General features: G+C 72.3%; 24 protein-coding genes and 1 pseudogene. 12 read left to right on the plus strand and 13 right to left on the minus strand.

Going from position 1 to position 23,717, the window contains the following annotated elements; translation table 11 throughout:
* Window positions 1-87 precede the first annotated feature (87 nt).
* Window positions 88-1,143 carry an LLM class flavin-dependent oxidoreductase gene (locus WBK50_RS21010; protein WP_341337241.1) on the plus strand — a complete coding sequence of 352 codons (1,056 nt, stop codon included), beginning with the start codon at window positions 88-90 and terminating at the stop codon, window positions 1,141-1,143.
* Between the two features lie 415 nt (window positions 1,144-1,558).
* On the opposite strand, the gene WBK50_RS21015 is transcribed toward WBK50_RS21010, so the two are convergent.
* The gene (locus WBK50_RS21015) at window positions 1,559-2,575 is read right to left on the minus strand and encodes a nucleoside hydrolase (RefSeq protein WP_341337242.1); all 1,017 of its coding nucleotides are present in this window, start codon (window positions 2,573-2,575) and stop codon (window positions 1,559-1,561) included.
* Between the two features lie 123 nt (window positions 2,576-2,698).
* Complete coding sequence (locus WBK50_RS21020; protein ID WP_341337243.1) at window positions 2,699-3,733, minus strand: LLM class flavin-dependent oxidoreductase; 1,035 nt, start codon at window positions 3,731-3,733, stop codon at window positions 2,699-2,701.
* A gap of 195 nt (window positions 3,734-3,928) precedes the next feature.
* Between WBK50_RS21020 and WBK50_RS21025 the strand changes: the two genes are divergently transcribed.
* The 6 genes and pseudogenes from WBK50_RS21025 (at window position 3,929) to WBK50_RS21050 (ending at window position 8,225) form a co-directional block, all read left to right on the plus strand.
* Window positions 3,929-4,717 carry a 5-oxoprolinase subunit PxpA gene (locus tag WBK50_RS21025; protein ID WP_341337244.1) on the plus strand — a complete coding sequence of 263 codons (789 nt, stop codon included), beginning with the start codon at window positions 3,929-3,931 and terminating at the stop codon, window positions 4,715-4,717.
* A gap of 95 nt (window positions 4,718-4,812) precedes the next feature.
* Window positions 4,813-5,085 (plus strand): annotated as a pseudogene (locus tag WBK50_RS21030) (carboxyltransferase domain-containing protein); the annotation flags it as partial.
* 88 nt (window positions 5,086-5,173) lie between these two features.
* Window positions 5,174-5,629 carry a carboxyltransferase domain-containing protein gene (locus WBK50_RS21035; protein WP_341337245.1) on the plus strand — a complete coding sequence of 152 codons (456 nt, stop codon included), beginning with the start codon at window positions 5,174-5,176 and terminating at the stop codon, window positions 5,627-5,629.
* Window positions 5,622-6,596: a 5-oxoprolinase subunit C family protein gene (locus WBK50_RS21040; protein ID WP_341337246.1), complete on the plus strand. Its 975-nt coding sequence runs from the start codon at window positions 5,622-5,624 to the stop codon at window positions 6,594-6,596. Before WBK50_RS21035 ends, WBK50_RS21040 begins: the two co-directional genes overlap by 8 nt.
* Window positions 6,597-6,627: 31 nt before the next feature.
* On the plus strand, window positions 6,628-6,867 hold the full coding sequence (locus WBK50_RS21045; RefSeq protein WP_341337247.1) for an acetyl-CoA carboxylase: 240 nt from the start codon (window positions 6,628-6,630) through the stop codon (window positions 6,865-6,867).
* Entirely contained in the window at window positions 6,867-8,225 is a 1,359-nt protein-coding gene (locus tag WBK50_RS21050) for an acetyl-CoA carboxylase biotin carboxylase subunit (RefSeq protein WP_341337248.1), read from the plus strand. The genes WBK50_RS21045 and WBK50_RS21050 overlap by 1 nt, the downstream gene beginning before the upstream one ends.
* A 3-nt stretch (window positions 8,226-8,228) precedes the next feature.
* On the opposite strand, the gene WBK50_RS21055 is transcribed toward WBK50_RS21050, so the two are convergent.
* Window positions 8,229-8,852 carry a PucR family transcriptional regulator gene (locus tag WBK50_RS21055; RefSeq protein WP_341337249.1) on the minus strand — a complete coding sequence of 208 codons (624 nt, stop codon included), beginning with the start codon at window positions 8,850-8,852 and terminating at the stop codon, window positions 8,229-8,231.
* On the minus strand, window positions 8,780-9,778 hold the full coding sequence (locus WBK50_RS21060; RefSeq protein ID WP_341337250.1) for a PucR family transcriptional regulator ligand-binding domain-containing protein: 999 nt from the start codon (window positions 9,776-9,778) through the stop codon (window positions 8,780-8,782). Before WBK50_RS21060 ends, WBK50_RS21055 begins: the two co-directional genes overlap by 73 nt.
* Window positions 9,779-10,093: 315 nt before the next feature.
* Between WBK50_RS21060 and WBK50_RS21065 the strand changes: the two genes are divergently transcribed.
* Window positions 10,094-11,356: an aminotransferase family protein gene (locus WBK50_RS21065; RefSeq protein ID WP_341337251.1), complete on the plus strand. Its 1,263-nt coding sequence runs from the start codon at window positions 10,094-10,096 to the stop codon at window positions 11,354-11,356.
* Window positions 11,357-11,425: 69 nt separating this feature from the next.
* On the opposite strand, the gene WBK50_RS21070 is transcribed toward WBK50_RS21065, so the two are convergent.
* The 7 genes from WBK50_RS21070 to WBK50_RS21100 all read right to left on the minus strand — a co-directional run bounded on the left by WBK50_RS21070 (window position 11,426) and on the right by WBK50_RS21100 (window position 17,599).
* A complete protein-coding gene (locus tag WBK50_RS21070; RefSeq protein WP_341337252.1) occupies window positions 11,426-12,478 on the minus strand; it encodes a uroporphyrinogen decarboxylase family protein in 1,053 nt (350 codons plus the stop codon).
* A gap of 20 nt (window positions 12,479-12,498) precedes the next feature.
* The gene (locus tag WBK50_RS21075) at window positions 12,499-13,440 is read right to left on the minus strand and encodes a quinone oxidoreductase family protein (protein ID WP_341337253.1); all 942 of its coding nucleotides are present in this window, start codon (window positions 13,438-13,440) and stop codon (window positions 12,499-12,501) included.
* Window positions 13,441-13,454: 14 nt separating this feature from the next.
* Window positions 13,455-13,817, minus strand: coding sequence for a hypothetical protein (locus tag WBK50_RS21080; RefSeq protein WP_341337254.1), 363 nt, complete (start codon window positions 13,815-13,817; stop codon window positions 13,455-13,457).
* Window positions 13,814-14,677: a DODA-type extradiol aromatic ring-opening family dioxygenase gene (locus tag WBK50_RS21085; RefSeq protein WP_341337255.1), complete on the minus strand. Its 864-nt coding sequence runs from the start codon at window positions 14,675-14,677 to the stop codon at window positions 13,814-13,816. The genes WBK50_RS21080 and WBK50_RS21085 overlap by 4 nt, the downstream gene beginning before the upstream one ends.
* Window positions 14,670-15,512, minus strand: coding sequence for a citryl-CoA lyase (locus WBK50_RS21090; RefSeq protein WP_445942290.1), 843 nt, complete (start codon window positions 15,510-15,512; stop codon window positions 14,670-14,672). The genes WBK50_RS21085 and WBK50_RS21090 overlap by 8 nt, the downstream gene beginning before the upstream one ends.
* Window positions 15,505-16,695, minus strand: coding sequence for a CaiB/BaiF CoA transferase family protein (locus WBK50_RS21095; protein ID WP_341337256.1), 1,191 nt, complete (start codon window positions 16,693-16,695; stop codon window positions 15,505-15,507). The genes WBK50_RS21090 and WBK50_RS21095 overlap by 8 nt, the downstream gene beginning before the upstream one ends.
* Window positions 16,696-16,792: 97 nt before the next feature.
* Window positions 16,793-17,599: an IclR family transcriptional regulator domain-containing protein gene (locus tag WBK50_RS21100; protein ID WP_341337257.1), complete on the minus strand. Its 807-nt coding sequence runs from the start codon at window positions 17,597-17,599 to the stop codon at window positions 16,793-16,795.
* Window positions 17,600-17,811: 212 nt separating this feature from the next.
* On the opposite strand from WBK50_RS21100, the gene WBK50_RS21105 reads away from it, so the two are divergent.
* A complete protein-coding gene (locus WBK50_RS21105; protein ID WP_341337258.1) occupies window positions 17,812-19,260 on the plus strand; it encodes an amidohydrolase family protein in 1,449 nt (482 codons plus the stop codon).
* A 25-nt stretch (window positions 19,261-19,285) separates the two neighbouring features.
* A complete protein-coding gene (locus WBK50_RS21110; protein WP_341337259.1) occupies window positions 19,286-19,852 on the plus strand; it encodes a VOC family protein in 567 nt (188 codons plus the stop codon).
* Between the two features lie 135 nt (window positions 19,853-19,987).
* On the opposite strand, the gene WBK50_RS21115 is transcribed toward WBK50_RS21110, so the two are convergent.
* Window positions 19,988-21,208: an AraC family transcriptional regulator gene (locus tag WBK50_RS21115; RefSeq protein WP_341337260.1), complete on the minus strand. Its 1,221-nt coding sequence runs from the start codon at window positions 21,206-21,208 to the stop codon at window positions 19,988-19,990.
* Between the two features lie 73 nt (window positions 21,209-21,281).
* Here WBK50_RS21115 and WBK50_RS21120 point away from each other — a divergent pair, with 73 nt between their 5' ends.
* The gene (locus WBK50_RS21120) at window positions 21,282-22,076 is read left to right on the plus strand and encodes an alpha/beta fold hydrolase (RefSeq protein WP_341337261.1); all 795 of its coding nucleotides are present in this window, start codon (window positions 21,282-21,284) and stop codon (window positions 22,074-22,076) included.
* 29 nt (window positions 22,077-22,105) lie between these two features.
* Window positions 22,106-23,284 carry an LLM class flavin-dependent oxidoreductase gene (locus tag WBK50_RS21125; RefSeq protein ID WP_341337262.1) on the plus strand — a complete coding sequence of 393 codons (1,179 nt, stop codon included), beginning with the start codon at window positions 22,106-22,108 and terminating at the stop codon, window positions 23,282-23,284.
* Window positions 23,285-23,412: 128 nt separating this feature from the next.
* Here the strand turns inward: WBK50_RS21125 and WBK50_RS21130 are convergent, their stop codons facing one another.
* Window positions 23,413-23,604, minus strand: coding sequence for a helix-turn-helix domain-containing protein (locus WBK50_RS21130; RefSeq protein ID WP_341337263.1), 192 nt, complete (start codon window positions 23,602-23,604; stop codon window positions 23,413-23,415).
* Between the last annotated feature and the right edge of the window lie 113 nt (window positions 23,605-23,717).

Here is a 23,717-nt window from a genome sequence, read left to right on the forward strand (position 1 = left end):
GGGCTCCCGACGAAGGATCCTCCGCCGGGGTCGGCGCCCCGCCTGCAAAGCCCGAATCGTGGGCGTCCGGTGGGGTAACCGCTGACGATGAGCTCTCTCACCGACCCTACGGCCACCTCGACCGAGCGTGTGCCGCTGTCCGTCCTCGATCTGGCCCCCGTCTCGAGCGGCCAGGACGTCGCCGAGGCACTCGAGAACACCACCCGGCTCGCCCGGACCGTGGACGACCTCGGATACCAGCGCTTCTGGCTCGCCGAGCACCACAACAGCGACACCTTCGCGAGCTCCGCCACGGCGCTGCTCATCGAACGGGTGGCGTCGGCGACGTCCCGGATGCGCGTCGGGTCCGGTGGCATCATGTTGCCCAACCACGCGCCGCTCACCGTCGCCGAGCAGTTCGGGACGCTCGCCACTCTGCACCCCGGGCGCATCGACCTGGGCCTCGGCCGGGCGCCGGGCACCGACCCGCGGACCGCCCGGGCGCTGCGCCGCGGCGCCGCGAACACCGACAGCTTCCCGCAGGACGTGCGGACGTTGGCCGGGTACCTGGCGCCGGCCGGGTCGGACCGGAGCCCGGTGCGGGCGATCCCCGGGGAGGGCACCGAGGTCCCGCTGTGGATGCTGGGCTCGTCCGTGGCGAGCGCGGAGCTGGCGGGACGGCTCGGGCTCCCCTACGCGTTCGCGAGCCACTTCGCGCCGTACCAGCTCGACGAGGCCCTCGCCGTGTACCGCGCGAACTTCGACCCCTCCGGCCCGCTCGCGTCCGTCGACCGGCCGACGGTGATGGCCGGGGTCAACGTCATGATCGCCGGCGACCAGGAGAGCGCGGAGTCGTTGTTCACCACCATCCAGCAGATGTTCCTGCGGCTCGCCTCCGGTGCCCCGGCGCCACTGGACCCGCCGCTGCCGGAGCTGCGGAGCATGCTCGACGCCCAGCAGGCCGCGGCCATGGACGGCCCGCTCGGGGTCTCCTTCGTCGGCACCCCGGACGTGGTGCGCGACGGCCTGGACGAGTTCGTCGCCCGGACCGGAGCCGATGAGCTGCTGGTCGTCACCTACGCGCACGATCCGGTCGCACGCCGACACTCCTACGAGCTGCTCGCGGACGCCTGGGGGCTCCCCGGGCAGAACGCCGCGGCCTGAGGCGCCGCCGTCGACCCGCGATTCCCGGCCTCTCCGCCACGTTCCGAGGCTGCGCGGTGTGCGCTCCCACGAGCGGTGAATCTCCGGATACCGGCCGGGGTATCCCTCCGAGCAGCGATCGACAACAGGGATAGGGAGAGAAGATGCAGGACCTCACCGCCGTCGCGCCCCCGCCGCACGGCACCGAACCACCGCTTCCCGATCCGCCGATCCCGCCCGGTCCGGACCCGCAGCCACCCGGTCCCGGGCCGCTCCCGGGCCCGCCGCCCAGCCCGATCCCACCGCCCGGACCACTGCCCCCGATACCACCTGATCCAGGTCCTGTTCCGTGATCGCCACCCGCGGCGGGTGAGCGAGCGGCGAAGGGTGACGCGGTCGGCGCACGGATCCCCGGCCCGGTGCCGGTGGAGCGCCGTCAGGCCGGGGAGGCGGCCCGCGGAGCCTGGACCATGAGCGCCTGCAGGCGGTCGGCGACCGTGCTCGCGGGGGCCGCCGCGACGAGGTAGCGCTGGGTGCCGTCGGGTGCGGCGGTCCAGGTGTTCGCCCCGTCCGGGGCGACGGTGTTGCGCCCCGCCCCGCTCAGCTCGAACAGCCCCGCCGTCCCCTTCGCGGCGACGTGGACCGCGGTCTGGTCCCAGCTTGCGCGATCGACCCCGGCGCCGGCGTAGATCTCGTAGGCCCGGCGCACGGGATTCGTCGTGGGCGTCTGTGCCAGCGTGGATCCGGTCTGGATCTCGACGCCGATCTCGAATCCGCTGAAGATCACCGGGGTCGGCCAGTCGTTGACGACCCGGACCGCGGCGGACGGATCCATGAGGAAGTTCGACTCCCTGCCCTGCGGGTACCGGCCGCCCATCAGGACGAGCCTGCCGACCTTCCGGGCGACGAGCTGGCGCCCGGTGAGCGAGCTGACCGCGTCGGCCGGGGAGTCGAGCAGGTTCGCCAGGTTCGTCTCCGCGCCGATGGCCGCGATGACGACGCCGTGGTCGGGCTGGGCGGCGAGCAGCCGTCGGTAGAGCCCGACGGCTTCGGGGGCCCGCGCGCCGTCCTTCAGGTCGTTGGGGAACTCGCGCGCCAGCGGTTGTGCGTAGTCGTCCGCGGCGACGCTGTCGTCGACGGGCTGGTGGGCCCCCACCGGGACGTCCCCGTGCCCGTACCAGGTGTTGATCGCATCGACGGCGGGGGCGCCCCACCGGCTCCGCGAGTTCACCATGACCGCGAGCAGCCTGACGTCTCCCTGGTCCTGCAGCGCGTGGGCGACTGCGAGGGCGCCCGCGTCGTCGGCGTCGCTGAACAGGTCGGTGTCGACGATCAACGGAACCGGGGCACCCGTCGGGGCCGCGGCGCCGGCCGGCCCGGTACCGGTGAGCATCAGGGTGGATACGCCGATCGCGACGGCGAGGACACCGGTGATCCGTCGTCTTCTGGTCACGTCGCCGCCCCCTCGTCCTCGGGCGCACCATCATCGGGGTGATCCCGGTCCGGCGCAACGAGCCGCGTCGATCGCCTCGCCCCGACCCGCCGCTTCCGTGCCTCTCCGGCGTTCGGGCACCGCTCAGGACGCGAACGCCGGGATGACCTCCTTCGCGAACAACCGTGCCGAGGACATCGCCTGGTCCCGGGTGATGCCCGGGAGCTGCGTCCAGCACTGCATCTCGGTCACGCCGAGCTCGTCCCGCAGCCGCGTGACGTGCGCGACCGCGTCGTCCGGGGTGCCGATGATGTAGCGGTCCTTGAAGGTCTCGAAACTGACGGTGTCCGCGTCCGCGATGACGCTGCCGTCGTCGGCCCGCAGAACCCGCTCGCCCGACGCCGACTTCTTGCCGTAGAGCTCGCGGAACAGGTGGGTCACGGCGGGGGCCGCGATCTCCTCCGCCTTCTCGCGGGTCTCGGCGATGAACCCGCCCCGCATCACCGGGCGCTCGGCCGGGACGTACCCGACGTCGGCGGCGGCCGCGTCGTAGGCGGCGAGGTGTTCCGCCAGCTCGGCGAAGCCGTGCCGGGGCGAGCACACCAGCGGGCAGCGACGCTCGGCCGCCTTGCGCAGCAGCTTCGGCCCGGACACGCCGTACCAGATCGGCGGGTGCGGTGCCTGCACCGGCTTCGGGGAGAGCCGTGTCTCCGGGACGTGCACGAACCGCCCGTCCATGCTGAACGTCTCCTGCGTCCACGCCGCCTGGAGCACGTCCAGGTACTCCTCGAAGCGGCTGGCGCGGTCGTCGTAGGACACCTGCAGGCCGGCGAACTCCTCCCGCACGTAGCCGGGCGCCACGCCGAGCGTGAACCGCCCGCCGGAGAGGTTGTCCAGCACGGCCACGTCCTCGGCGAGCTTCACCGGGTTGTACAGCGGCGCCAGCAGCACGTTGGTGCCCAGCGTGATCCGGTTCGTGACGGCCGCGGCGGCCGCCAGCACCATGAGCGGGCTCGGGTTGTGCCCGTCCGCCTGGAAGTGGTGCTCGGTCACCTGCAGGGAGTCGTAGCCCAGGTCCTCGACCTCGGGGGCGACCTGCACGAAGTCCTGGACGGCGTCCGCCCACGTCATCCCGCTCCCGGCGGGGGTCACCATGCCGAACACCATTCCGAAACGCACGGTCGGCCTCCTGTCGTCCTCGTCCCGTCTCCGGGTGCGGCCCACCCTCCGGGCAGGGCCGGGGCGGCGCCACTGGCGGATACGCAGTGTGCGCCGCGGCGAATTGGGGAATCCGCGATTGCCCTGCTCATCGACGTGAGGCAGCCTTCGGCATCGTCCGACCACCTCCTCGGCGCATCTCCGGAAGGAGCCAGCATGACGGACCACCAGGCCCTGCGGGCCGTGGACATCAACTGCGACATCGGCGAGGGCTTCGGCAACTGGACCATGGGCGCCGACGCGGAGATCATGCCCCTGATCACGACCGCGAACGTCGCCTGCGGCTTCCACGCCGGCGATCCGGTGATCATGGGTCGCACCGTCGAGCTGGCCGACCAGCACGGCGTCGTCGTGGGCGCGCACCCCGGGTACCAGGACCTGATGGGCTTCGGCCGGCGCCCGATACCGCTCGCCCCCGAGGAGGTCGCGGCCATCGTGACGTACCAGGTGGGGGCGCTGACCGGATTCCTCCGGGCGCGGGACATGCCGCTCAACCACGTGAAGCCGCACGGCGCGCTCTACGCGTACCTGCGCGACAACGCCGAGGCCGGCGCCGCCGCCGCGGGCGCGGTCCACCGACTCGCGCCGGAGGCGAAGGTCTACTGGCCCGCCCCGACGACGGGCGCGGTGTTCTGCGAGGAGCTCGCGGAGCTGGGCCACGAGGTCATCGGCGAGATCTACCCCGACCTCAGCTACTCCCCCGACGGCCACCTGGTGATCCAGAAGCAGAAGCTCCGCACGGACGTCGCGTTCGCGGCGTCGCAGGTCAAGCGCTTCCTGACCGAGGGCGTCGTGGAGGCGGAGGACGGCACCCTGCTGCCGCGCGAGGCGCGCAGCGTGTGCATCCACTCGGACGGGCCCAACGCGGTCGACGTCGCGCTGGCCGTCCGCACCGCGATCACCGAGTCCGGCGCGACCATCGCGGCCGTCGGGACCGACGCGTGACGGCGGCGGCCCGCCCCGAGCTGGCTCCCGGGCCCGACGGCAGCCTCTACACCTTCGGTGGCGACGAGTGGATCGTCGCGCAGCTGTCGGAGTCGATGAGCCTGCGGGCCAACCTCCGCGCCCAGGCCGTCACGCGGCGGCTGGCGGAGCTGGCCCTGCCCGGCGTCGTCGAGATCTGTCCGTCGAACGCGGCCTACATGGTGCGGATCGACCCGGACGTCGTGCACCCGCGGGCCATGCTCGAGCGGCTGAAGGAGCTTGCCGAGGAGGTCGGGGAAGCCGAGGACTTCGTCCTGCAGACCCGCATCGTGGACGTCCCGGTGCTGTTCCGGGACGAGTGGACGCACGAGACCGTGATGCGCTTCCGCGACCGGCACCAGACTCCGGACCGCACGGACCTGGAGTTCGCGGCAGAGGCTCAACGGCTACCCCGACACGGACTCCTTCATCGCCGCGATGGTCGGCGCCCCGTTCATCGTCTCCATGATCGGGTTCGTCCCGGCCGTGCCCTGGGGCTACCAGCTGGTGCCCGCCGACCGGCAGATCGAGGTGCCGAAGTACGTCCGCCCGCGCACCTTCACCCCGGAGCGCGCCTTCGGCTGGGGCGGCGGCTTCTCCGCGATCTACCCGGTCGACGGCGCCGGCGGCTACCAGCTGTTCGGGATCTGCCCGGGGCCGATCGTCGACCCGGCGCAGCGGCTCGCGGACTTCCGCGAGCAGTTCACCTTCCCGCGTCCCGGCGACATCTTCCGGTACCGCGCGATCGAGCGCGCCGAGTACGACGCCGTCCGCGCGACCGTCGAGGACGGCACCTTCCGGTACCGGCAACGCGAGGTCGAGTTCGTCCCGCACGACTGGTTCGCCGACCCGGACGGCACCGTCCGACGGCTGGAGGGAGTGCTCGATGCTTAAGGTCCACCGCCCCGGCCTGATGACCACCGTGCAGGACGCCGGCAGGATCGGCGGTTACCACCTGGGCATGCCGCCCTCGGGCGCCATGGACCGGTTCTCCTTCTCGGTGGCGAACCTGCTGGTCGGCAACACCGACGAGCACGCGACGCTGGAGTGCACCTATCTCGGCCCGGAGATCGAGTTCACCGAACCCGCGCACATCGCCGTCACCGGCGCGGACATGCCGCTGAAGATCAACGGAGAGCCCGCCGACGGCTGGACCTGCCACGCGGTTTCCCCGGGCGACGTCGTGTCGTTCGACTTCCTCAAGGCGGGTGCCCGCGCCTACCTCGCCGTCTCCGGCGGGATCGACGTGCCGCCGGTGCTCGGCAGCCGCTCGACCTACACCCTGACCGGCACCGGCGGGCTCGACGGCCGCGCGCTGCGGGAGGGCGACGAGCTCAAGACCGGTGCCGCGGCCACCTCCGCCGCCGCGGGCGCGAACGTGCCCGAGGAGCTGCGGCCCGTGCACCCCTCACAGGTGGAGCTGCGAGTGGTGGTGGGCCTGGCCAGCTACCGGCTGGTCCCGGAGAGCCTGGCCGCCTTCCTCACCACGGACTGGCGGGTCACCCCGGACGCGAACCGGGTGGGCTACCGCTACCGCGGCGGCGCCATCGAGTTCGTCGACCGCACACCGCCGGCGGGCGCCGGGAGCGACCCGGCCAACGTCGTCGACATCGGCTATCCCGTCGGGTCGATCCAGGTCCCGGGCGGTTCAGAGCCGATCGCCCTGCTGCACGACGCCGTGACGGCCGGCGGGTACGCGACGATCGCCACGATCATCAGCGCGGACCTCGGGCGGGCAGGCCAGTCCAGGACCAACGACGTCACCCGGTTCGTCGAGGTCACCCTCGACGAGGCCCTGACGGCCCGCCACGAGCTCGCTGCCCGGCTCGCCCGCGTCCGCGAGGCGCTCGGCGCCGGTTGACCCCCCACCCGCGCATCCCCGAGGAGGCCCCATGCCCGAGCACATCGTCCACGCCCCGTTCCCCGGCGTGTTCTACCGGCGCCCCGACCCGCAGTCACCGCCCTTCGTCAACGAGTCGGACACCGTCGCCTCCGGCTCGGTGGTCGGGCTGATCGAGGTGATGAAGATGTTCCAGGAGATCCGGTCCGAGGCCGACGGCACCGTGGCCGAGTTCCTGGTCGAGAACGAGGCGGCGGTCGACGCGGGCCAGCCGCTGATGCGGCTCACCTGATGGGCGCGGCCTCCCTCCCCCGGAAGGTCCTGGTCGCCAACCGTGGCGAGATCGCGGTGCGGGTGATCCGGGCCTGTCAGGACCTCGGCATCACCGCCGTCGCCGTGCACTCCGAGGCCGACGCCGACGCGCTGCACGTCGCCCTCGCCGACGAGGCGGTCGCGATCGGCCCGGCGCCGGCGCGCAGCAGCTACCTGGACGTCGGGCGGATCGTCGACGCCGCCCGCACCGCCGGGTGCGACGCCGTCCACCCGGGCTACGGCTTCCTGTCCGAGAACCCTGCGCTCCCGAGGGCTCTCGCGGAGGCGGGGATCGCGTTCGTGGGCCCCTCGGCCGAGGTGATCGAGCAGGTCGGGGACAAGGTGGCCGCCCGCGGTGCGGCGAAGGCCGCCGCCGTCCCGGTCGTGCCCGGCAGCGACCGGCTCGACACCGCCGAGGAGGCCGTCGGCTTCGCCACGGACGTGGGGTTCCCGGTCCTGCTCAAGGCGGCGGCGGGGGGCGGCGGCCGCGGGATCCGCCGCGTCGACGAGCCCGACGAGCTGGCCACGGCCTTTGCCGAGGCGTCCCGGGAGGCGGAGGCGGCCTTCGGCGACGGCGGCGTGTTCGTGGAGAAGTGCATCATCGACGCCCGGCACGTCGAGGTGCAGATCCTCGCCGACGCGCACGGCGCGGTGGTGCACCTGGGCGAACGGGAGTGCTCGCTGCAGCGCCGCCGGCAGAAGCTGGTGGAGGAGAGCCCGGCGCCGGGGCTGCCCGCGGGGCTGCGCAAGGAGCTCGGCGCGGCGGCCGTCCGGCTCGCCACCGAGGTCGGGTACCGCGGCGCGGGCACGGTCGAGTTCCTGGTCGACCCGCACACCTGGAGCTTCTACTTCATCGAGGTCAACGCGCGGATCCAGGTCGAGCACGGGGTGACCGAGCTCGTCACCGGCGTCGACCTCGTCGTCGAGCAGCTCCGGATCGCGGGCGGCCTCCCGCTCCCGCTGGCCCAGGACGAGATCTCCTGGTCCGGCGCGGCGATCGAGTTCCGGATCAACGCCGAGGATCCCGAGCGCGGGTTCTTCCCGTCGCCGGGCCGGCTCACGCTGCTCCGGCTGCCCGCGGGGCCCGGCGTGCGGGTGGACACCGGGTTCGAGACGGGCCGCAGCATCCCGCCCTACTACGACTCGCTCATCGCCAAGGTGATGGTGTGGGGCTCGGACCGGGAGCAGGCGCTGGCCCGGGCCCGCCGCGCGCTGGCCGAGCTGGCGGTGGACGGGGTGGCCAGCACGGCTCCGTTGCATCGCAGGATCGTCGGCTGGGACGCCTTCCGTGGCGGGCAGTTCCACACCGGTTCGCTGGAACGGTTCCTGGCGGGCTGAGGGTCAGGCCGCCCCGGCCGTCTCCCCCGGAACCGCCGCCGGAGCCGCGTCGCGCAGCATCAACGCGACGTAGATCTCGGCCAACCTGGGCGCCGAGTGCAGGTCGAAGCCGAGCAGCGTCCGCACCCGGTTCAGCCGGTGGCGGACGCTGTTCTCGTGCACGTGCAGCGCCCGGGCCGTCGCCGGCACGTTCAGCGAGGTCCGCAGGTAGACCCGCAGGGTGTCCAGCAGGTGGTCGTGCCCCTCGAGCGGGCGCAGGACGTCGAGCACCCGTTCGCGCACGGACTCCACCCCCGCGGTCAGCACCAGCCACTCCATGAGGCCCAGGTCGCCGTAGCGGACCACGGCCGGGCCGTCGCCGCCCGGTACCGCGGAGAGCGCCGCACAGGAGAAGGCGACCATCGCGTCGTCGTAGGAGGTCCGGACGCCGTCCGGGCCGCCCGCGGGGCGGCCGACGCCGAGCGGCTCGGCGCCGGCCGCCCGGCCCACCTCGGCGAGCAGACCGTCGTCGACGTCCGCCGGCAGGCGCAGCACGAGCATGCCCTGCCGGCAGGTCAGCAGGTGCGGGACGCGCGAGCGGTTGAGCAGGTCCTCGACGGGGGCCGGGGACGCGTCCGTCCTGCCCACCGCGACGACGCCGGGCGTCGCGAGGTCGACGCCCAGTTCGGCCGCGCGGTCCTCGCTGTCGAGGATGCGCGGGTCGCGGACGCGTTCCGCCAGGGGCCGCAGGAGTCGTCGAGGAGCTCACCGCGAGCCGAGCGACGCAGCCCGCTCCGTCGCCCGCGCACGCCGAGCAGCCCGTCGAGCAGCCGCCCGGTGACGGTGAGGGCCCGCAGGATCAGTGGGACGGCCAGCGAGCCCCGGGACACCTCGAGGATCACCCACGCGACCACCGCGCCGTCGACCTCGACGGCCGTGGCGAAGAGCCCGTCCGCCACGATCTGGACCGGCGGCGCCGAGAGGGGCAGCTCCCGGAGCCGTTCCCAACGCTCTGCGGTGTCCGCCGCAGAGGTGGAGCTGTAGAGGACGGTCCCGTCGGAGCGGTGCAGCGAGGCCTCGCAGCGCAGCAGCCTGGCCAGGCTCGCGACGAGGGCCCGCTCCGGGTCGGGGTCCCCGAGCGCCTGGACGAGCGTGTCGGTGATGGACGCGGACCGGCGGAGGGTCTGCAGGTCCCGGGCCACGAGATCCGCATCGACCATGCGGACGATGTCCCGGAACGGGGTCTCCTCGGGTACGGCGAACAGCGGCAGCCCGTGCCGCTCCGCCTCCTGGACGATCGCGCGGGGGACCGTCTCGAACGCGATGCCGGTGCCGAAGCCGAGCGCGACCACCCCGTTGCCGGCGAGCTCGGCGACGAGCGCCCGCTGCGCGGCGACGTTGCGCCGCAGCCGCATGCCCGTGGTGAGGACGATCCACTGCGGCGGGACCCAGCGTGAGGGGTTCTCCGTCTCGATGGCGTGGGCGCCGAGCACCACACGCCGCCGTTCGTCGTCGCCACTGACCAGCAGTTCCAGCTTGAAGTCCGGGTGCGCCAGGACGTCGCCGAGAATCATCGCCCACCTCCGCCTCGCGAGATCACGGCGTTGACGAAAACACAGAGCGGTTGCCGCGGTGTTGCGGAATCCACCAGGAGTGCCTGACGGTTCAGAAGTGACGCACGAGATCACCCGGCGGGGTCTGCGCCGTCCCCGTCGAGGAGCGCGTTCGGCCGCGGGCAGTGTCGGCACAGAATCCCCCGGTGGCCATCGTCGATTCCCCGATTCCCCGCTCCCGCGTTGTCGTTTCCCCTCACCACCGGGCGCGGCCGCGCACCTACGGTCCAGGGGACCACCACCAGCGCGACGCACGAGCCCACCGGAGGGACATAAGTGCACGACCCCGCCGACCATCCCCTCTGGCACCCGTTCGCCGCCATGGACCGGGTCCGCCACCAACGGACGGTGATCTCCCGCGCCGAGGACGTCTGGGTCTTCGACGACACCGGGAAGCGGTACCTCGACGGCACCGCGGCCCTCTGGTACTCGAACGTCGGCCACGGTCGCCGCGAGATCATCGACGCCGTCCGCGACCAGCTGGACACGCTCGACGCCTACCAGGTCTTCAACGACTTCGCGAACGAGCCGGCCCTGCGGCTGGCCGGGGAGCTCGCCGAGCGGGCGCCCATGGACGGCGCGAAGATCTTCTTCACCAGCGGTGGCGGGGACTCCATCGACACCGCCGCCAAGATGGTCCGCGCCTACTTCGCCGCGATCGGGCAGCCGGACCGCACGATCCTGCTCCACCGCGAACACAGCTATCACGGCACGCACGGGCTGGGCACCTCGCTGGCGGGCATCCCCGGCAACCGGGTCGCGCCGCCCTTCGTCCCCGACGTCGTCCAGACCGCTTGGAACGACGCCGAGATGCTCGAGGAGACCATCCGCGAGCTCGGCGCGGAGCGGGTGGCCGCCTTCTTCTGCGAGCCGGTCATCGGCGCCGGCGGCGTGCTCCCGCCACCGCCCGGATACCTCGAGGCGGCAGCGGAGGTGTGCGCACGGCACGGCGTGCTGTTCGTCGCCGATGCCGTCATCTGCGGGTTCGGCCGGCTGGGCAACTGGTTCGGCATCGAGCGGTTCGGGGTGCGCCCGGACCTGGTGGTGTTCGCGAAGGGCGTCACGTCCGGATACCAGCCGCTCGGCGGGGTCGTCGTGTCCGGGCACGTCGCCGAGCCCTTCTGGGATCGCCCCGGCCAGGTGTTCAAGCACGGCCAGACCTACTCCGGACACCCGGTCGCCTGCGCCGCCGCACTCGCCACCATCGGGGTGTTGGAGCGCGACGGGCTGCTGGAGCGGGCACGGCAGACGGAGGAGACCCTCGCCCAGGTCCTGAAGGGCCTGGCCGACCACCCGCTCGTCGACCATGTGCGGGCGGGAACGGGCGTGCTGGGGGCCCTCGAGCTCGACGCGCGGCAGGTCGCCGCCCGCCCCGACCTGCCGGCCGTGCTGTTCGCGGCGATCCGGGAACGAGGCGTCCTCGTCCGTCCCATGGGGTCCTCGCTCGGCTTCTCCCCGCCCCTCACCGTCACCGACGAGCACCTGGACCTGATGGCCGATGCCGTGCGGATCGGACTCGACTCCGTCGGGGTCGGCTGAGCGGTCGGTTTGACGGGGGGCGTCGCGCCCAGGTCGGGCGGATCCGGGTGCACCGGAGGGCGGCCCCGGCTATCCCCGGCGGTTCGGCGGGGCGAGTTCCGCGCGCAGCAGGCGCGCCGCACCCGCCATGGCGCGCATCTTGCCCTCCGCGCCGGCCCGGGGCAGGTACTTCATCCCGCAGTCGGTGGCGATGACGACCTGCCCGGGTGGGATCCGGTCGAACGCCCGACGGGTCCGCTCGGCCACGACCTCGGGTGTCTCGACGTCCGGCGTGGACAGGTCGACGACCCCGAGGATGATCGTCTTGTCGGTGAGGTCGGACAGTACGCCGAGGTCCAACCCGGACTGGGCGGTCTCGATGGAGATCTGGTCGACCGGGCACCCGGCCAGCTCGGGCAGGAACGAGTAGCCCTCGGGGCGCTCGTGGATGATCGCGGCGTAGCCGAAGCAGAGGTGCACCGCGGTGGTCCCGGTGACGCCGTCGAGCGCGGCGTTCAGGGCGGCCAGGCCGTAGGCGCGGGCGGCGTCGGGACGGGCCTGCATGTAGGGCTCGTCGATCTGCACGATGTCCGCGCCGGCGGCGAACAGGTCGCGGATCTCGGCGTTGACCGCCGCGGCGTAGCCCATCGCCGCGGCCTCGGCGTCGGGGTAGTGGTCGTTCTGCGCCTGCTGGCTCATGGTGAACGGACCCGGCACGGTCATCTTGATCGTCCGGTCGGTGTGGCGGCGCAGGAACCGCAGGTCGTCGACCTCGATCGGGCGCGGGCGCCGGATCGGGCCGGTGATGCGCGGGACCGGGTTGGGATGGCCGCTGCGGTCCCGCGCGGTGCCCGGGTTGTCGATGTCGACGCCGTCGAGGGCGGTGGCGAAGTGGTTGGAGTAGCTCTCCCGGCGGATCTCCCCGTCGGTGATGATGTCCAGCCCCGCGTCCTCCTGGGCCCGGATCGCGAGCAGGGTGGCGTCGTCCTGGGCCTGGGCGAGGTACTCGGGGTCGACGCGCCACAGTTCCTGCGCCCGTACCCGGGGCGGGAACCGGCCGGCGAGCTTGGCGCGGTCGATCAGCCAGTCGGGCTGGGCGTAGCTGCCGACCAGGGACGTCGGCAGCAGCGGCGACGGTGACACGGAGAACCTCCAGGGGCCGTTCAGGGCACGAGCACGATCCGGCCGGCGGCGGCTCCGGAGGCCTGGCGCTGCCAGGCCGCGGCGACGTCGTCGAGCGGCACGATCTCGTGGGCGACGGTGAGCGTGCCGCGGGCGGCATGCTCGGCGACGATCGTGAGGGCAGCACTGCGTTGCTCGGGGGTGAGCGCGTTGTTGGTGTAGCCCAGCAGCCGCAGCGACCGGCTGCGCAGGGTGGAGGAGTCGATCGGGCAGGTCTCCGCCGCCGAGCTGCCCAGGTGGACCAGCCGCCCGCCCGGGCGCAGCGTCCGGGCCGCGGCGGCGGCAGGCACCCCGAACAGCGGGTCGAGCACCAGGTCCACGGGGCCGTCGCAGGCCGCCTCGAACCGGGCGGCCAGCTCGACGACGTCATCGGTGTCGAGGGCGACGACCGCGTCGGCCCCGGCCTGCTTCGCCCGATCCTGCCCGGCGGCCGAGCGGGCGCCCGCGACCACCCGGCTGGCCCCGCCGGCACGCGCGAGCTGCACGGCGGCCTGTCCGACCACTCCCCCCGCGCCGAGCACGAGCACCTGCTCCCCCGTGGTCAGCTCGCCACGCCACGTGAGCGCCATGTGCGCAGCTACGGCCGAGAGCCCCAGCGCTGCGACGAGCACCGGGTCCGCACCGTCGGGCAGCGGGACGAGATCGGCTCGCGGGACCGCGGCGAGTGCGGCCATGCTGCCGTCGCCGGGCCGCATCCCGGCCGTCGTGGGGAACCACACCGGCCAGCCGTCCACCGTGCCGACTCCCTGCACGCCGGGCACGTACGGCGTCTGCGGGACGCCGAAGTAGGACGTCCCGGTCGCGCACAGCAGGTCGAGCGGAGTGATCGGCGCGGCGGCCATCTCGACCAGCACCTGCTCCGCTGTGGCCTGCGGCGGTTCCCGGTCGACCACCGTGGGCGGCCGGCCGGGCGTCTCGATCACGGCGGCGCGCATGGTCAGGTGGCGATGTCGGGGTAGGGCAGCGAGAAGTGCGAGAGCCGCTGCGCGTACTCCTTCTGGAATCCGAGCGGCTCGGCGTGGTCCCGTTCGAACATCGCGATGAACAGCGTCAGCGTCAGGAACGGGTGCGCGCCGAGCTCGAACAGCGCCGGATAGTCGTGCCCGGCGAGCGCGGCCCGCTCGCGGTCGTCGAAGCGCAGCCAGGTGCTGGACTCGCCGTCGTGGCAGTTGAGGATGCGGTTGGCCTGCTCGGCCTCCCACCACGCGACGGTTCCCGCGGGGTCCTCGCGGTAGCGCTCGACCAGCTCCGGGTCCCGGTCCACGGTGAACAGGAACTTGTCCAACAGGTACCTGCTCACCGGCCGGCTCCGTTCGGGTACCAGGTGAAGTAGGCCTCCATGGTGTGGAACAGGTCGTAGGTGTCGACGTAGTCGGCCTTCCGCCCCTCCCCCGCCACGCCCATCATCAGCATGAAGTCCATGAACCCGTGGGTGGCGTTGCCCGGGGCGTGCAGGCTGTCCAGGCTCACCTCGGCCAGGCAGCCCTCGATGTCCCCCGACGAGATCCACTCGACCGCCTTCTGGTCGAACTGCGGGTCCGGGCCGTGCGGGCCGAACTGCCGCGGCCCGCCCAGCTCCAGCGACAGGTGCCCGGTACCGATCACCGCGACCCGCTGGTCCGACGGCCAGGACTCGATCAGCTGCCGGATCGTCCGTCCCAACTGGACGAACCGCTTCGGTTGCGGCAGTGGCGGAGCGAAGATGTTGGTGTAGACCGGCACGATCGGCAGGTCGTTCTGGGGGCGCAACGTGATGATCGGGCACGTGATCGAGTGGTCGATCCGCAGCTCGTTGGAGAACGCCAGGTCGAACCCGGCGTCCAGGCCTTCGCGCAACACGTACGCCGAGAGGTCCTCCTGACCCTTGAGCACCATCCTCGGCAGCCCGAACTCGCGCTCCTCGTTGTAGAAGTTCGCGTCGTAGAACGGGGCCTTGCCCACCAGGAACTGCGGCATGTTGTCCAGCCACAGCTGGTGGAAGTGGTCGGATCCGACCATTACCAGCACGTCCGGGCGGGCGCGCGTCAGCGTCTCCCGGAACGCCTCCACCTTGCGCACCCACTCGTCGGCGAACGGCGGCCGGTCCTCGCCGGTCGACGTGCTGGCGCGGTGGTAGAAGGGATGGTGGGTGGACGCGATCACCGCGACCAGCTCAGCCATGCGGACCTCCGTCGGTGTACGGCTCGGGAGCGACGGACCGGTTGTTCAGATCCACCGACAGGAAGATCTCGTTGCCCACAGGCCGGCGCAGCTCCTCGGCGAGCTGCCCGATCAGGCCGGCCGTGCGGGCGAGCAGGGCGAACCCGCGCAGCAGCTCCAGCGGCAGGCCGAGGTCGGCCAGCGCGGCCCCGCACACCCCCGCGCCGTTGAGCGGCAGGGTCTTGCCCAGCACCTGCGGGTGGACCCGGCCGATCGCGGCGAACAGCGACAGGTGCGGCCCGAACAGGCCCTCCTCCGCGGCGATCTGCATCAGCCGCGGGGTGCGGGGATCGCCCTCCTTGTGCACGTGGTGGCCCAGCCCGGGGACGAACCGCTTCGCCTCCCGCTCCGCCTGCACCGTCGCCAGCGCGAGGGCGTCCCAGCCCTCGTCCTCGTCCGGCAGCTCGCCGTCGACCGAGGTGAGCACGTCGTGCAGGAACCGGCCGCAGTCCTCGGTGACCCCGAGGAACCGCGATCCGCCGCCGAGCAGCCCGGCCGCCAGCGCACCCTGGATCGAGTCCGGCGCGGACAGATACGTCAGCCGGGTGACGATCGCGGTCGGGGTGAAGCCGTGGTCGGCGAGGGCGGCGAGCACCGCCTCGAAGACCCGCACCTCCCCCGGCGCCGGGCGGCGCTGGGTGGCCAGCCAGAACGCCAGCTCGCCGAACCCGACGGTGCCCATCACGTCCTCGGCGAGGTCCTGGCCGAGCAGGGTGATCGTCTTGAGGTCCGAGGCACCGAGTGCGGTCGGGTACTCGGGCCGGTCGATCCGGGGCCGGTCGCTCCGGTCAGCCACGGTCGTCCTCCTGCGGGGTGGTGAGCCACTTGCGCAACTCGACGCCGTGCTCGTCGAGTTCCGGCGGCGGCAGCCGGTAGGCGGCCGGCGTCTCCGAGAACCGGATCGGGTGCCGGGTGGTCGGGACGGCGCGCTCGCCCTCGCCGACCTCGACGATCGGGTCGAGCTCGAAGCGCTCGGCCATGGCGAACCCGCCGTCGATGGTGTTGATCGGCCCGCTGGGCACTCCTGCCTCGACGAGCAACTCGAACCACTCGACCGCGCCGCGCTCGCGCAGCCGCTCGATCAGGATCGGGCGCAGCTCCTCGCGGTGGGCCGTGCGGTCGGCGTTGCGCGCGAAGCGCGGGTCGTCGGCGACGTCGGGGATGCCGAGCACCTGGCAGAGCTTGCGGAACTGGCCGTCGTTGGCCGCGGCGACGATGAGGTCGTTGTCCGCGGTGGGCAACGGCTCGTAGGGGAACACGCTCGGGTGCGCGTTGCCCATCCGGTAGGGCACCACCCCGCCCGCGACGTAGGCCGAGCTGTGGTTGACCAGCCCGGTCAGCGCGGAGGACAGCAGGTTCACCTCGACGTGCTGGCCCGCGCCCGTCGCGTCGCGGTGCCGCAGCGCCGCCAGGATGCCGATCACCGCATGGTTGCCGGCCATCACGTCGAACACCGAGATGCCGGCCCGGTACGGCGGCCCGTCCGGGTCCCCGGTCAGGCTCATCAGCCCCGAGATCGCCTGCACCATCAGGTCGTAGCCGGGCACCTTCCTGCCCGCGCCCGAGCCGAAGCCACTGATCGAGGCGTAGACGACCCCGGGGTTGGCCGTACGCACCGACTCGAAGTCCAGCCCGTACCTGGCCAGCCCGCCCGGCTTGAAGTTCTCGATCAGCACGTCGGCGCGACGGGCGAGCTCACGGGCCACCTCGGCGTCCGCGGAGTCCCGCAGGTCCAGGGCGATCGAGCGCTTGCCCCGGTTGACGCCCAGGTAGTACGTGGACACCTCGTCCCGGACCGGCGGCATCCAGCTGCGGGTCTCGTCGCCCTGCGGGCCCTCGACCTTGACCACCTCGGCGCCGAGGTCCGCGAGCAGCATCGTCGCGTACGGGCCGGCCAGCACCCGCGAGAAGTCGGCGACCACCAGCCCCGACAGCGGCCCGCCCGCCCCGCGCTCGTTCCGCGCTGCGCCGTCCACCATCCAGGGCCCCCTGTCCGCTTGACGGACTTCTGTCCGCCCTGGCGGATTGTTCGCCCGGGGGGAGCGCCCGTCAAGACGACGGCCGCTCACCCGGCGGCTACGAGGCGGTCACCGTCACGTGCGGCACCGTCTCCATGCGTGCGAAGTCCGCACTGATGTCCCCGGCTGTCTGCAGCAGCAGCGGAAGGTGGTGCTCGAGCAGCCGCTCGAGGGGCGTCTCCGCGGCGTGGGTGTTGACGTTGATGCCCGCGATCACCCGGCCCGAACCGTCGCGCAGCGGCGCGGCGACCGACCGGATGCCCCGGGTGAGCTGCTCGTCGGTCAGCGCCCAGCCCCGGGCCCGCACCTCCCGGAGTTCGGCGTCGCGCTCGGCGCGATCCGGCTGCCAGCGCGGCACCAGGCCCGAGCGGCTCGGCTCGGCCAGCAGCCGGTCCAGCTCGCCGGCGGGCAGCGCCGCCAGCTGCACCTTGCCGAGCGACGTCTGCAGCGCCGGGAACCGGGTGCCGATCTGCACCGCCAGCGACACGATCTTCGGTACCGCGACCCGGGCGACGTAGACGATGTCCGAGCCGTCGAGCTGGGCGATCGAGCACGACTCGTCGGTCCGGGCGACCAAGCGCTCCATGTGCGGGCGGGCGACGTCCCACAGCCCCATCGACCGCACGTAGGCCACGCCCAGCTCCAGCACCCGCGGGGTCAGCGCGAATCCCCGCTCCCCCGAGCGCACGTACCCGAGCTCGGTGAGGGTGAGCAGGATGCGCCGGGCCGTCGGCCTGGCCAGCCCGGTCGCGGTGGCGACCTCGGTCAGCGACATCGTCGGCCGGCCGGGCCCGAAGGCGGCGATGACCTCCAGACCACGGGCCAGCGCCTCGATGAAATCCGGTCCGGTGCCCTCGCGCGGCATCACGCGGCTCCTCAGCTCGACGGCGCGTTCCCGGCAGGGTAGCCACCCGCTGTCCGCGCAGCGGACACGCCCGGCCGAAAGTTGCGCCCACAGGTGCAGGAAGCGGATTGACAGCGGGACGCCGGGTCGGCGACAGTGACGCCGGCCTCCTGCTGACCGTACTGCGGACAAGAGTCCGACGTCGACGACGCCACCGCGAAGGAGCGAGAGCGATGAGCGATCCGAAGGGCTTCGACGCCGGCCGGCCTGTGGTGCTCCGGGGCGGCACCGTGCTCACCGTGGACGACGCCGAGCAGGTGTTGCCCCGCTGCGACGTCCTGGTCGTCGACGACCGGATCGCCGCGATCGGCCCGTCCCTGGCCGTGCCCGAGGGCACCGTCGAGATCGACGCGAGCGACGGCATCGTGATGCCGGGCATGATCGACACCCATCGGCACATGTGGCAGACCGCGATGCGCGGCTACGGCGCCGACTGGACCCTGACCCAGTACTTCGTCTGGTACTACCTCGAGTGGGGCAAGGCCTTCCGGCCCGAGGACGTCTACGCCGGCAACCTGCTCGGCGCGATCGAGGCCGTCGACGCGGGTGTGACCACGACCGTCGACTGGTCCCACGGCCTGCAGACGACCCAGCACGCCGACGCGGCCGTCGACGCACTACAGGCCGTGCCCGGCCGGTTCGTGCTGGCCTACGGCAACATCCAGCAGGCCCCCGGTGAGTGGGCCACCGCGCCCGAGTTCCGCGACTTCGTGGGTCGGCGCATCACCGGCGACGACATGCTCGGCTTCCAGCTCGCCTTCGACGTCACCGGGGACCCGGCCTTCCCCGAGAAGCCCGCCTTCGAGGTCGCCCGGGACCTGGGCGTCGCCGTCACGACCCACGCCGGGGTCTGGGGCGCCACCGGCGACGACGGCATCCGGCTCATGCACGACCACGGCTTCATGACCCCCGAGACCGTCTACGTGCACAGCGCCTCGCTGGCCGCCGACTCCTACCACCGCATCGCCGCCACCGGCGGGTCGGTCTCGATCTCCACCGAGAGCGAGCAGAGCGCCGGCCAGGGCTACCCGCCCACCTGGGCGCTGCGGGCCCACGGCATCCCGGTGTCACTGTCCATGGACACGACGGTGTGGTGGAGCGGCGACCTGTTCTCCGCCATGCGCACCACCCTGGGCGCCGACCGCTCCCGCGAGCACCTCGAGGCGCACGCCAAGGGCGAGACCGTGACCCACTGCGCGCTGCGCGCCGATCAGGTCGTCGAGTGGGCGACCCGCGGCGGAGCCCGCGCCCTGGGCCGCGACACCGAGCTGGGCAGCGTCGAGGTGGGCAAGAAGGCCGACCTCGTGCTGATCAAGAACGACCGGTCGCCGGTGATGTTCCCGCTGCTCAACCCGTACGGGCACGTGGCGTTCCAGGCCCAGCGCGGCGACGTGCACACCGTGCTCGTCGACGGCCGCGTGGTCAAGCACGACCACGAGCTCGTCGGGATCGACCTCGCCGCCGCGCGGCGGACGGTCGAGCAGACCGTCGACCACCTGCGCTCGACCCTCGGCACCGAAGCCTGGGAGAAGGGGATGAACCCCGACGTCCCCGAGACCACGATCCTCGACAACCCCTACACCTACACCGACTACCGCAGCGCCAGCACCCACGGGCGCTGAGCCACCCTGGATGAGGAGTCATGCCATGACCCAGACCGTCGGTTCGGCCGCGGACACCCCGCTCGCCTCGACGTTGCCGTCCCGGCTGCACCACAACGCCTACGTCACCCGCGACCAGGAGGCGACCCGCGTCTTCTACGAGGACATCGTCGGGCTGCCCCTCGTCGCCACCTGGAAGGAGGCCGACGAGCTCTTCGGCGCCGTCCGCACCTACTGCCACACCTTCTACGGCCTCGGCGACGGCAGCGCACTCGCCTTCTTCCAGTTCGCCGATCCCGCGGATCAGGAGCAGTTCGGCCCGCAGATGCCGTTCTCCCCGTTCCAGCACATCGCCCTCAAGGTCACCGACGAGGTGCAGAACGCCATCGCGAAGCGGCTCGCGGACAGCGGCTGGAAGCCCGAGGAGACCTACGTCCTCGAACACGGCTACTGCCGCTCGCTCTACACCTCCGACCCCAACGGCCTGCTGCTGGAGTTCACCGCGGACAGCCCCGGGGTCGAGGACTCCGACGCCGAACGTCGCAGGTCCGCCCGCGCCGAGCTGAAGGCCTGGCTGGAGGGCGACCACACCAGCAACAACACCTGGCGGTGACCGCGCACCCCTAGGCGTTATGGAGCCATAACGCTGCTGCAGGCAGGCTCCTAGGTGCGTTATGGAGCCATAACGCTGCTGCAGGCAGGCTCCTGGGTGCGTTGTGGAGCCATAACGCTGCTGCGGGGCGGGACGCTAACGGCGCAGCGTGTCCGACGGCGGCTCGCCGAAGCGCGCCCGGTACGCCGCCGCGAACCGGCCACCGTGGGCGAACCCGTGGCGGAGGGCGACCTCGGTGACGGTGTGTGTCCCGTCCGGTTCGAGCCGCAACAGCTCCTCGTGCACCCGCTCCAGACGCAGGCGCCGAACGTAGGCCATCGGCGACGCGCCGAGCTGGCGGCGGAACGCGGCGTGCAGCGAACGCTCGCTGACCCCGGCGAACGCGGCCAGGTCCGCGACCGTGAAGGCGGTGTCCGTCGACGCCTCGATCAGCTCGACGACCCGCCCGACGACCCGCGACGACGGCAGGGCGGGCGGGGCGAAGACCGCGTCGGTGTAGTTGTGGCGCTGCCCGAACAGCAGCGCGGACACCACGCTGTGCTCGATCTCCGCGGCCAGCACCGGTGACGGGCCGCCCGGCCCGCACGTCGCCAACGCGCGGCGCAGGGTCGCCACCGCCGCAACCACACCGCGCCCGTCGCCGTCGAGATCGAGTCCGACGTCGAACCGGACCGGTGCGCGCAGGGGCTCGTTCAGCAACCGGCGGAGGAACGTCTCGATGCGGGACTTCGCGATCGTCAGCATGAGCTGCTCAGTCCCGGCGGGCCACCGCATCGCCACGTCCCGGTCGTAGGACAGCACCGCCGCGCGCGAGGAACCGACCGGCGCGGTGTCGGCGCCACGCTGTGTGAAGGCCGCCGTGCCACCGGCCATGAAGCTCACCGTGACCCACGGGATCGTCGGCACACAGACGATCTCGACCGGCGGTCCGTACGTCGACGACATCAGCCCGAAGCCGTCCATCGACGCGTGCCTCACCCGCGCCCGGAAAGGGCTCGCGCGATCGAGCACCGCCATCGTGTGCCGGCAGTTCAGCATGTTCTCGGTGCGGCACTTCGCCTCGTGCGGATCTCGGGTGGAGAACTCCGTGGCCCGACCGGACCCGGGGCCGACGCCGTCAGGGGAGCTCCGTCGACGTCCTCGGCTCCGGAAACCTGCCCATGCTCGCCTCCATTGGCGGACATCTGTCCGTATGGCGTCAGATTCGTGGGCGATCACCACGAAGTCAAGCTCGCGGCCACCGCGAATTCGATGCAGGAACCGGCCGAGGGCTGCGGGAAGCGGCTCGCGGGTGGGCCCGCCCCGCCCTAGCGTCTGCCTCATCCGGAGTGAGGCGTGCCTCACACCTCGTCGCATCCGGCGCGAGCCCACAGGGGCCCGGCCGGCCCGGGCCGGGCCGAGAGCGGCGCCTCGTCGAACAGGAGGAACTGTGACCACCACCGTCGATCAGCCCGCCGCCGCCGCGCGGCGCCTGGACATCGGGAGTGGCTCGATCAGCTACTTCCGCGCGGGATCGGGGCGCCCGGTGCTGTTCCTGCATGCCGCGGGCGGGGCCGGCGAATGGGGCCCGCACCACCAGCTGATCAGCGAGCACTTCGACCTCATCGCCCCGGACCACCCGGGCTTCGGGCTGTCGGACGATCTCCCGGAAGTGCGGGCGATGGACGACCTCGTCTATCACTACCTCGACTTGCTGGACCGGCTCGGCCTCGACCAGGTCGACCTCGTCGGCGCGTCGTTCGGCGGCTGGATCGCCGCCGAGCTCGCCGTGCACTCGCCGCGCCGGGTGCGCAAGCTCGCCCTGCTCGGCCCGGCCGGGCTGCGCATTCCCGAACACCCGGTGGCCGACCTGTTCATCATGACGCCGCCGCAGCTGCTGGGGGCCCTGTTCCACGACCCCGGGATCGTCGAGAGCCTGCTGGCCACCGAGCCGGGCGTCGAGGACATCCTGCGGTCCTACCGTGATCTCGGCGCGCTGGCCCGCTTCGGCTGGAAGCCCTACCTGAGCAACCCGAAACTGGAAGGCCGGCTCCGGCGCATCTCGGCCCCCACGCGGGTGGTGGCCGCCGAGCACGACCGGATCATCCCCCGGGCGCACTGCGAGCGCTACGCCGCCGCGATCCCCGGCGCGGAACTCGTCGTCGTCGACGACTGCGGGCACGCCCTCTACGGCGAGCGCCCGGACGCCGTCACCGCCGCCGTGACCGACTTCCTGGCCGACTGAGCCCCGCACCCGCTACCGGAGAGCTGATCATGAAGTTCAACTTCTTCCACCTCATGCCCTACCCCTACCTGCCCGAGGACTTCGACGACGTGGAGAAGTACCCGTCGATGTCCCTGACGTTCTCCAACTCCCACTTCGACCCGGCCAAGGGTGTGGACCTGTACCACCGCTACCTCGACGAGCTCGAGTACGCCGACGAGCTGGGCTACGACGGCATCGTGGTGAACGAGCACCACCAGTCGGGCTACGGGATGATGCCGTCGCCGAACGTGATGGCCGCGGCCCTGGCCCGGCGCACCTCCCGCTCGAAGATCATGGTGCTCGGCAACGCCATCCCGATCCGGGGCAACCCGCTGCGGGTGGCGGAGGAGATCGCGATGCTCGACCACCTGACGAGGGGCCGGCTGGTGTCCGGGTTCGTCCGCGGCATCGGCTGGGAGCACTACGCGCACAGCGTCAGCCCGGCCGACTCCCGGTCCCGGTTCAACGAGGCACACGATCTGATCAAGAAGGCCTGGACGACCGAGGGGCCCTTCCAGTGGATCGGCGAGCATTACGAGTACCGCTACGTGAACGTGTGGCCCAGGCCGCTGCAGTCCCCGCACCCGCCGATCGCGGTGCCCGGCGCCGGGAGCCCGGAGACGATGCGCTGGGTGGCGGAGAACCGCTACATGTACGTGTCGGTGTACGCGCCGACGAAGGTCGTGAAGACCTGGTTCGACGGCTACCGCAAGGCGGCCGCCGACCTCGGGTACGAGCCCGACCCGGAGAACATCGCGCTGGCCACCCCGGTGTTCATCGGGGAGTCGGAGCGCTCCGCGATGCGCGAGGCCCGGCAGCACGTGGAGTGGCTGTTCCACAAGGGCCTGCGACAGGGCGCCGAGATCGTCTTCCCACCCGGGTACATGTCGGCCCCGGCGATGCGCGGGCTGCTCAAGGCGGGCATGAAGCCGTATCCCGAGCTGAGCTTCTCCGAGCTCGTCGAGCAGGGATACGTCATCGTCGGCGGGCCCGAGTCCGTCCGCAACCGCATCGGTGAGCTGCGCGACGAGCTCGGGTTCGGGCAGATGATGACGATGCTCGCCATGGGCGACATGTCGGCCGAGATGACCCGGCGCAACACCGAGATCTTCGCGACCGAGGTCTTGCCCCACTTCAGGACCGAGCAGGCCGGGGAGACGCCGCCCGTCGCGCTCGCACAGACCTGAGGTCGGGCTGCGTGCAGAACGGATCGCCCTTGCCCGGTCGTTCTTCGGCACGGAGTGATCTGCTGCGGTGAGGCCGACCCGGCGGACGGGTTCGGCGGCCTTCGTCCCGCGAGCCGCTCGCCTCGGCCTCAGCTCAGGAGACCGAGACGATGCGCTCGGGCGACGGCCGCGGCCCGGCCCGAGACGTCGAGCTCGACGTAGACGTGCTGCAGGTGCGACTTGACGGTGGTGACGCCGACGAAGAGGCGTTCGGCGAACTCGGGTGCTGAGAGTCCGTCGGCCGTGAGGCCGAGAACCTCCGTCTCGCGTGGGGTGAGCACCGGTTCGGTGACCTGTTCGCGTCGCCGGATCTCGAATTCCTTCGGCGCTCCCCTGAAACACACGGCGAGCTCGGGGTCCTCGACCTCGAGTTCTGGTGCGTCCAGCCAGGCGC

It is taken from the genome of Pseudonocardia sp. T1-2H (assembly GCF_038039215.1).
Taxonomy (GTDB): domain Bacteria; phylum Actinomycetota; class Actinomycetes; order Mycobacteriales; family Pseudonocardiaceae; genus Pseudonocardia.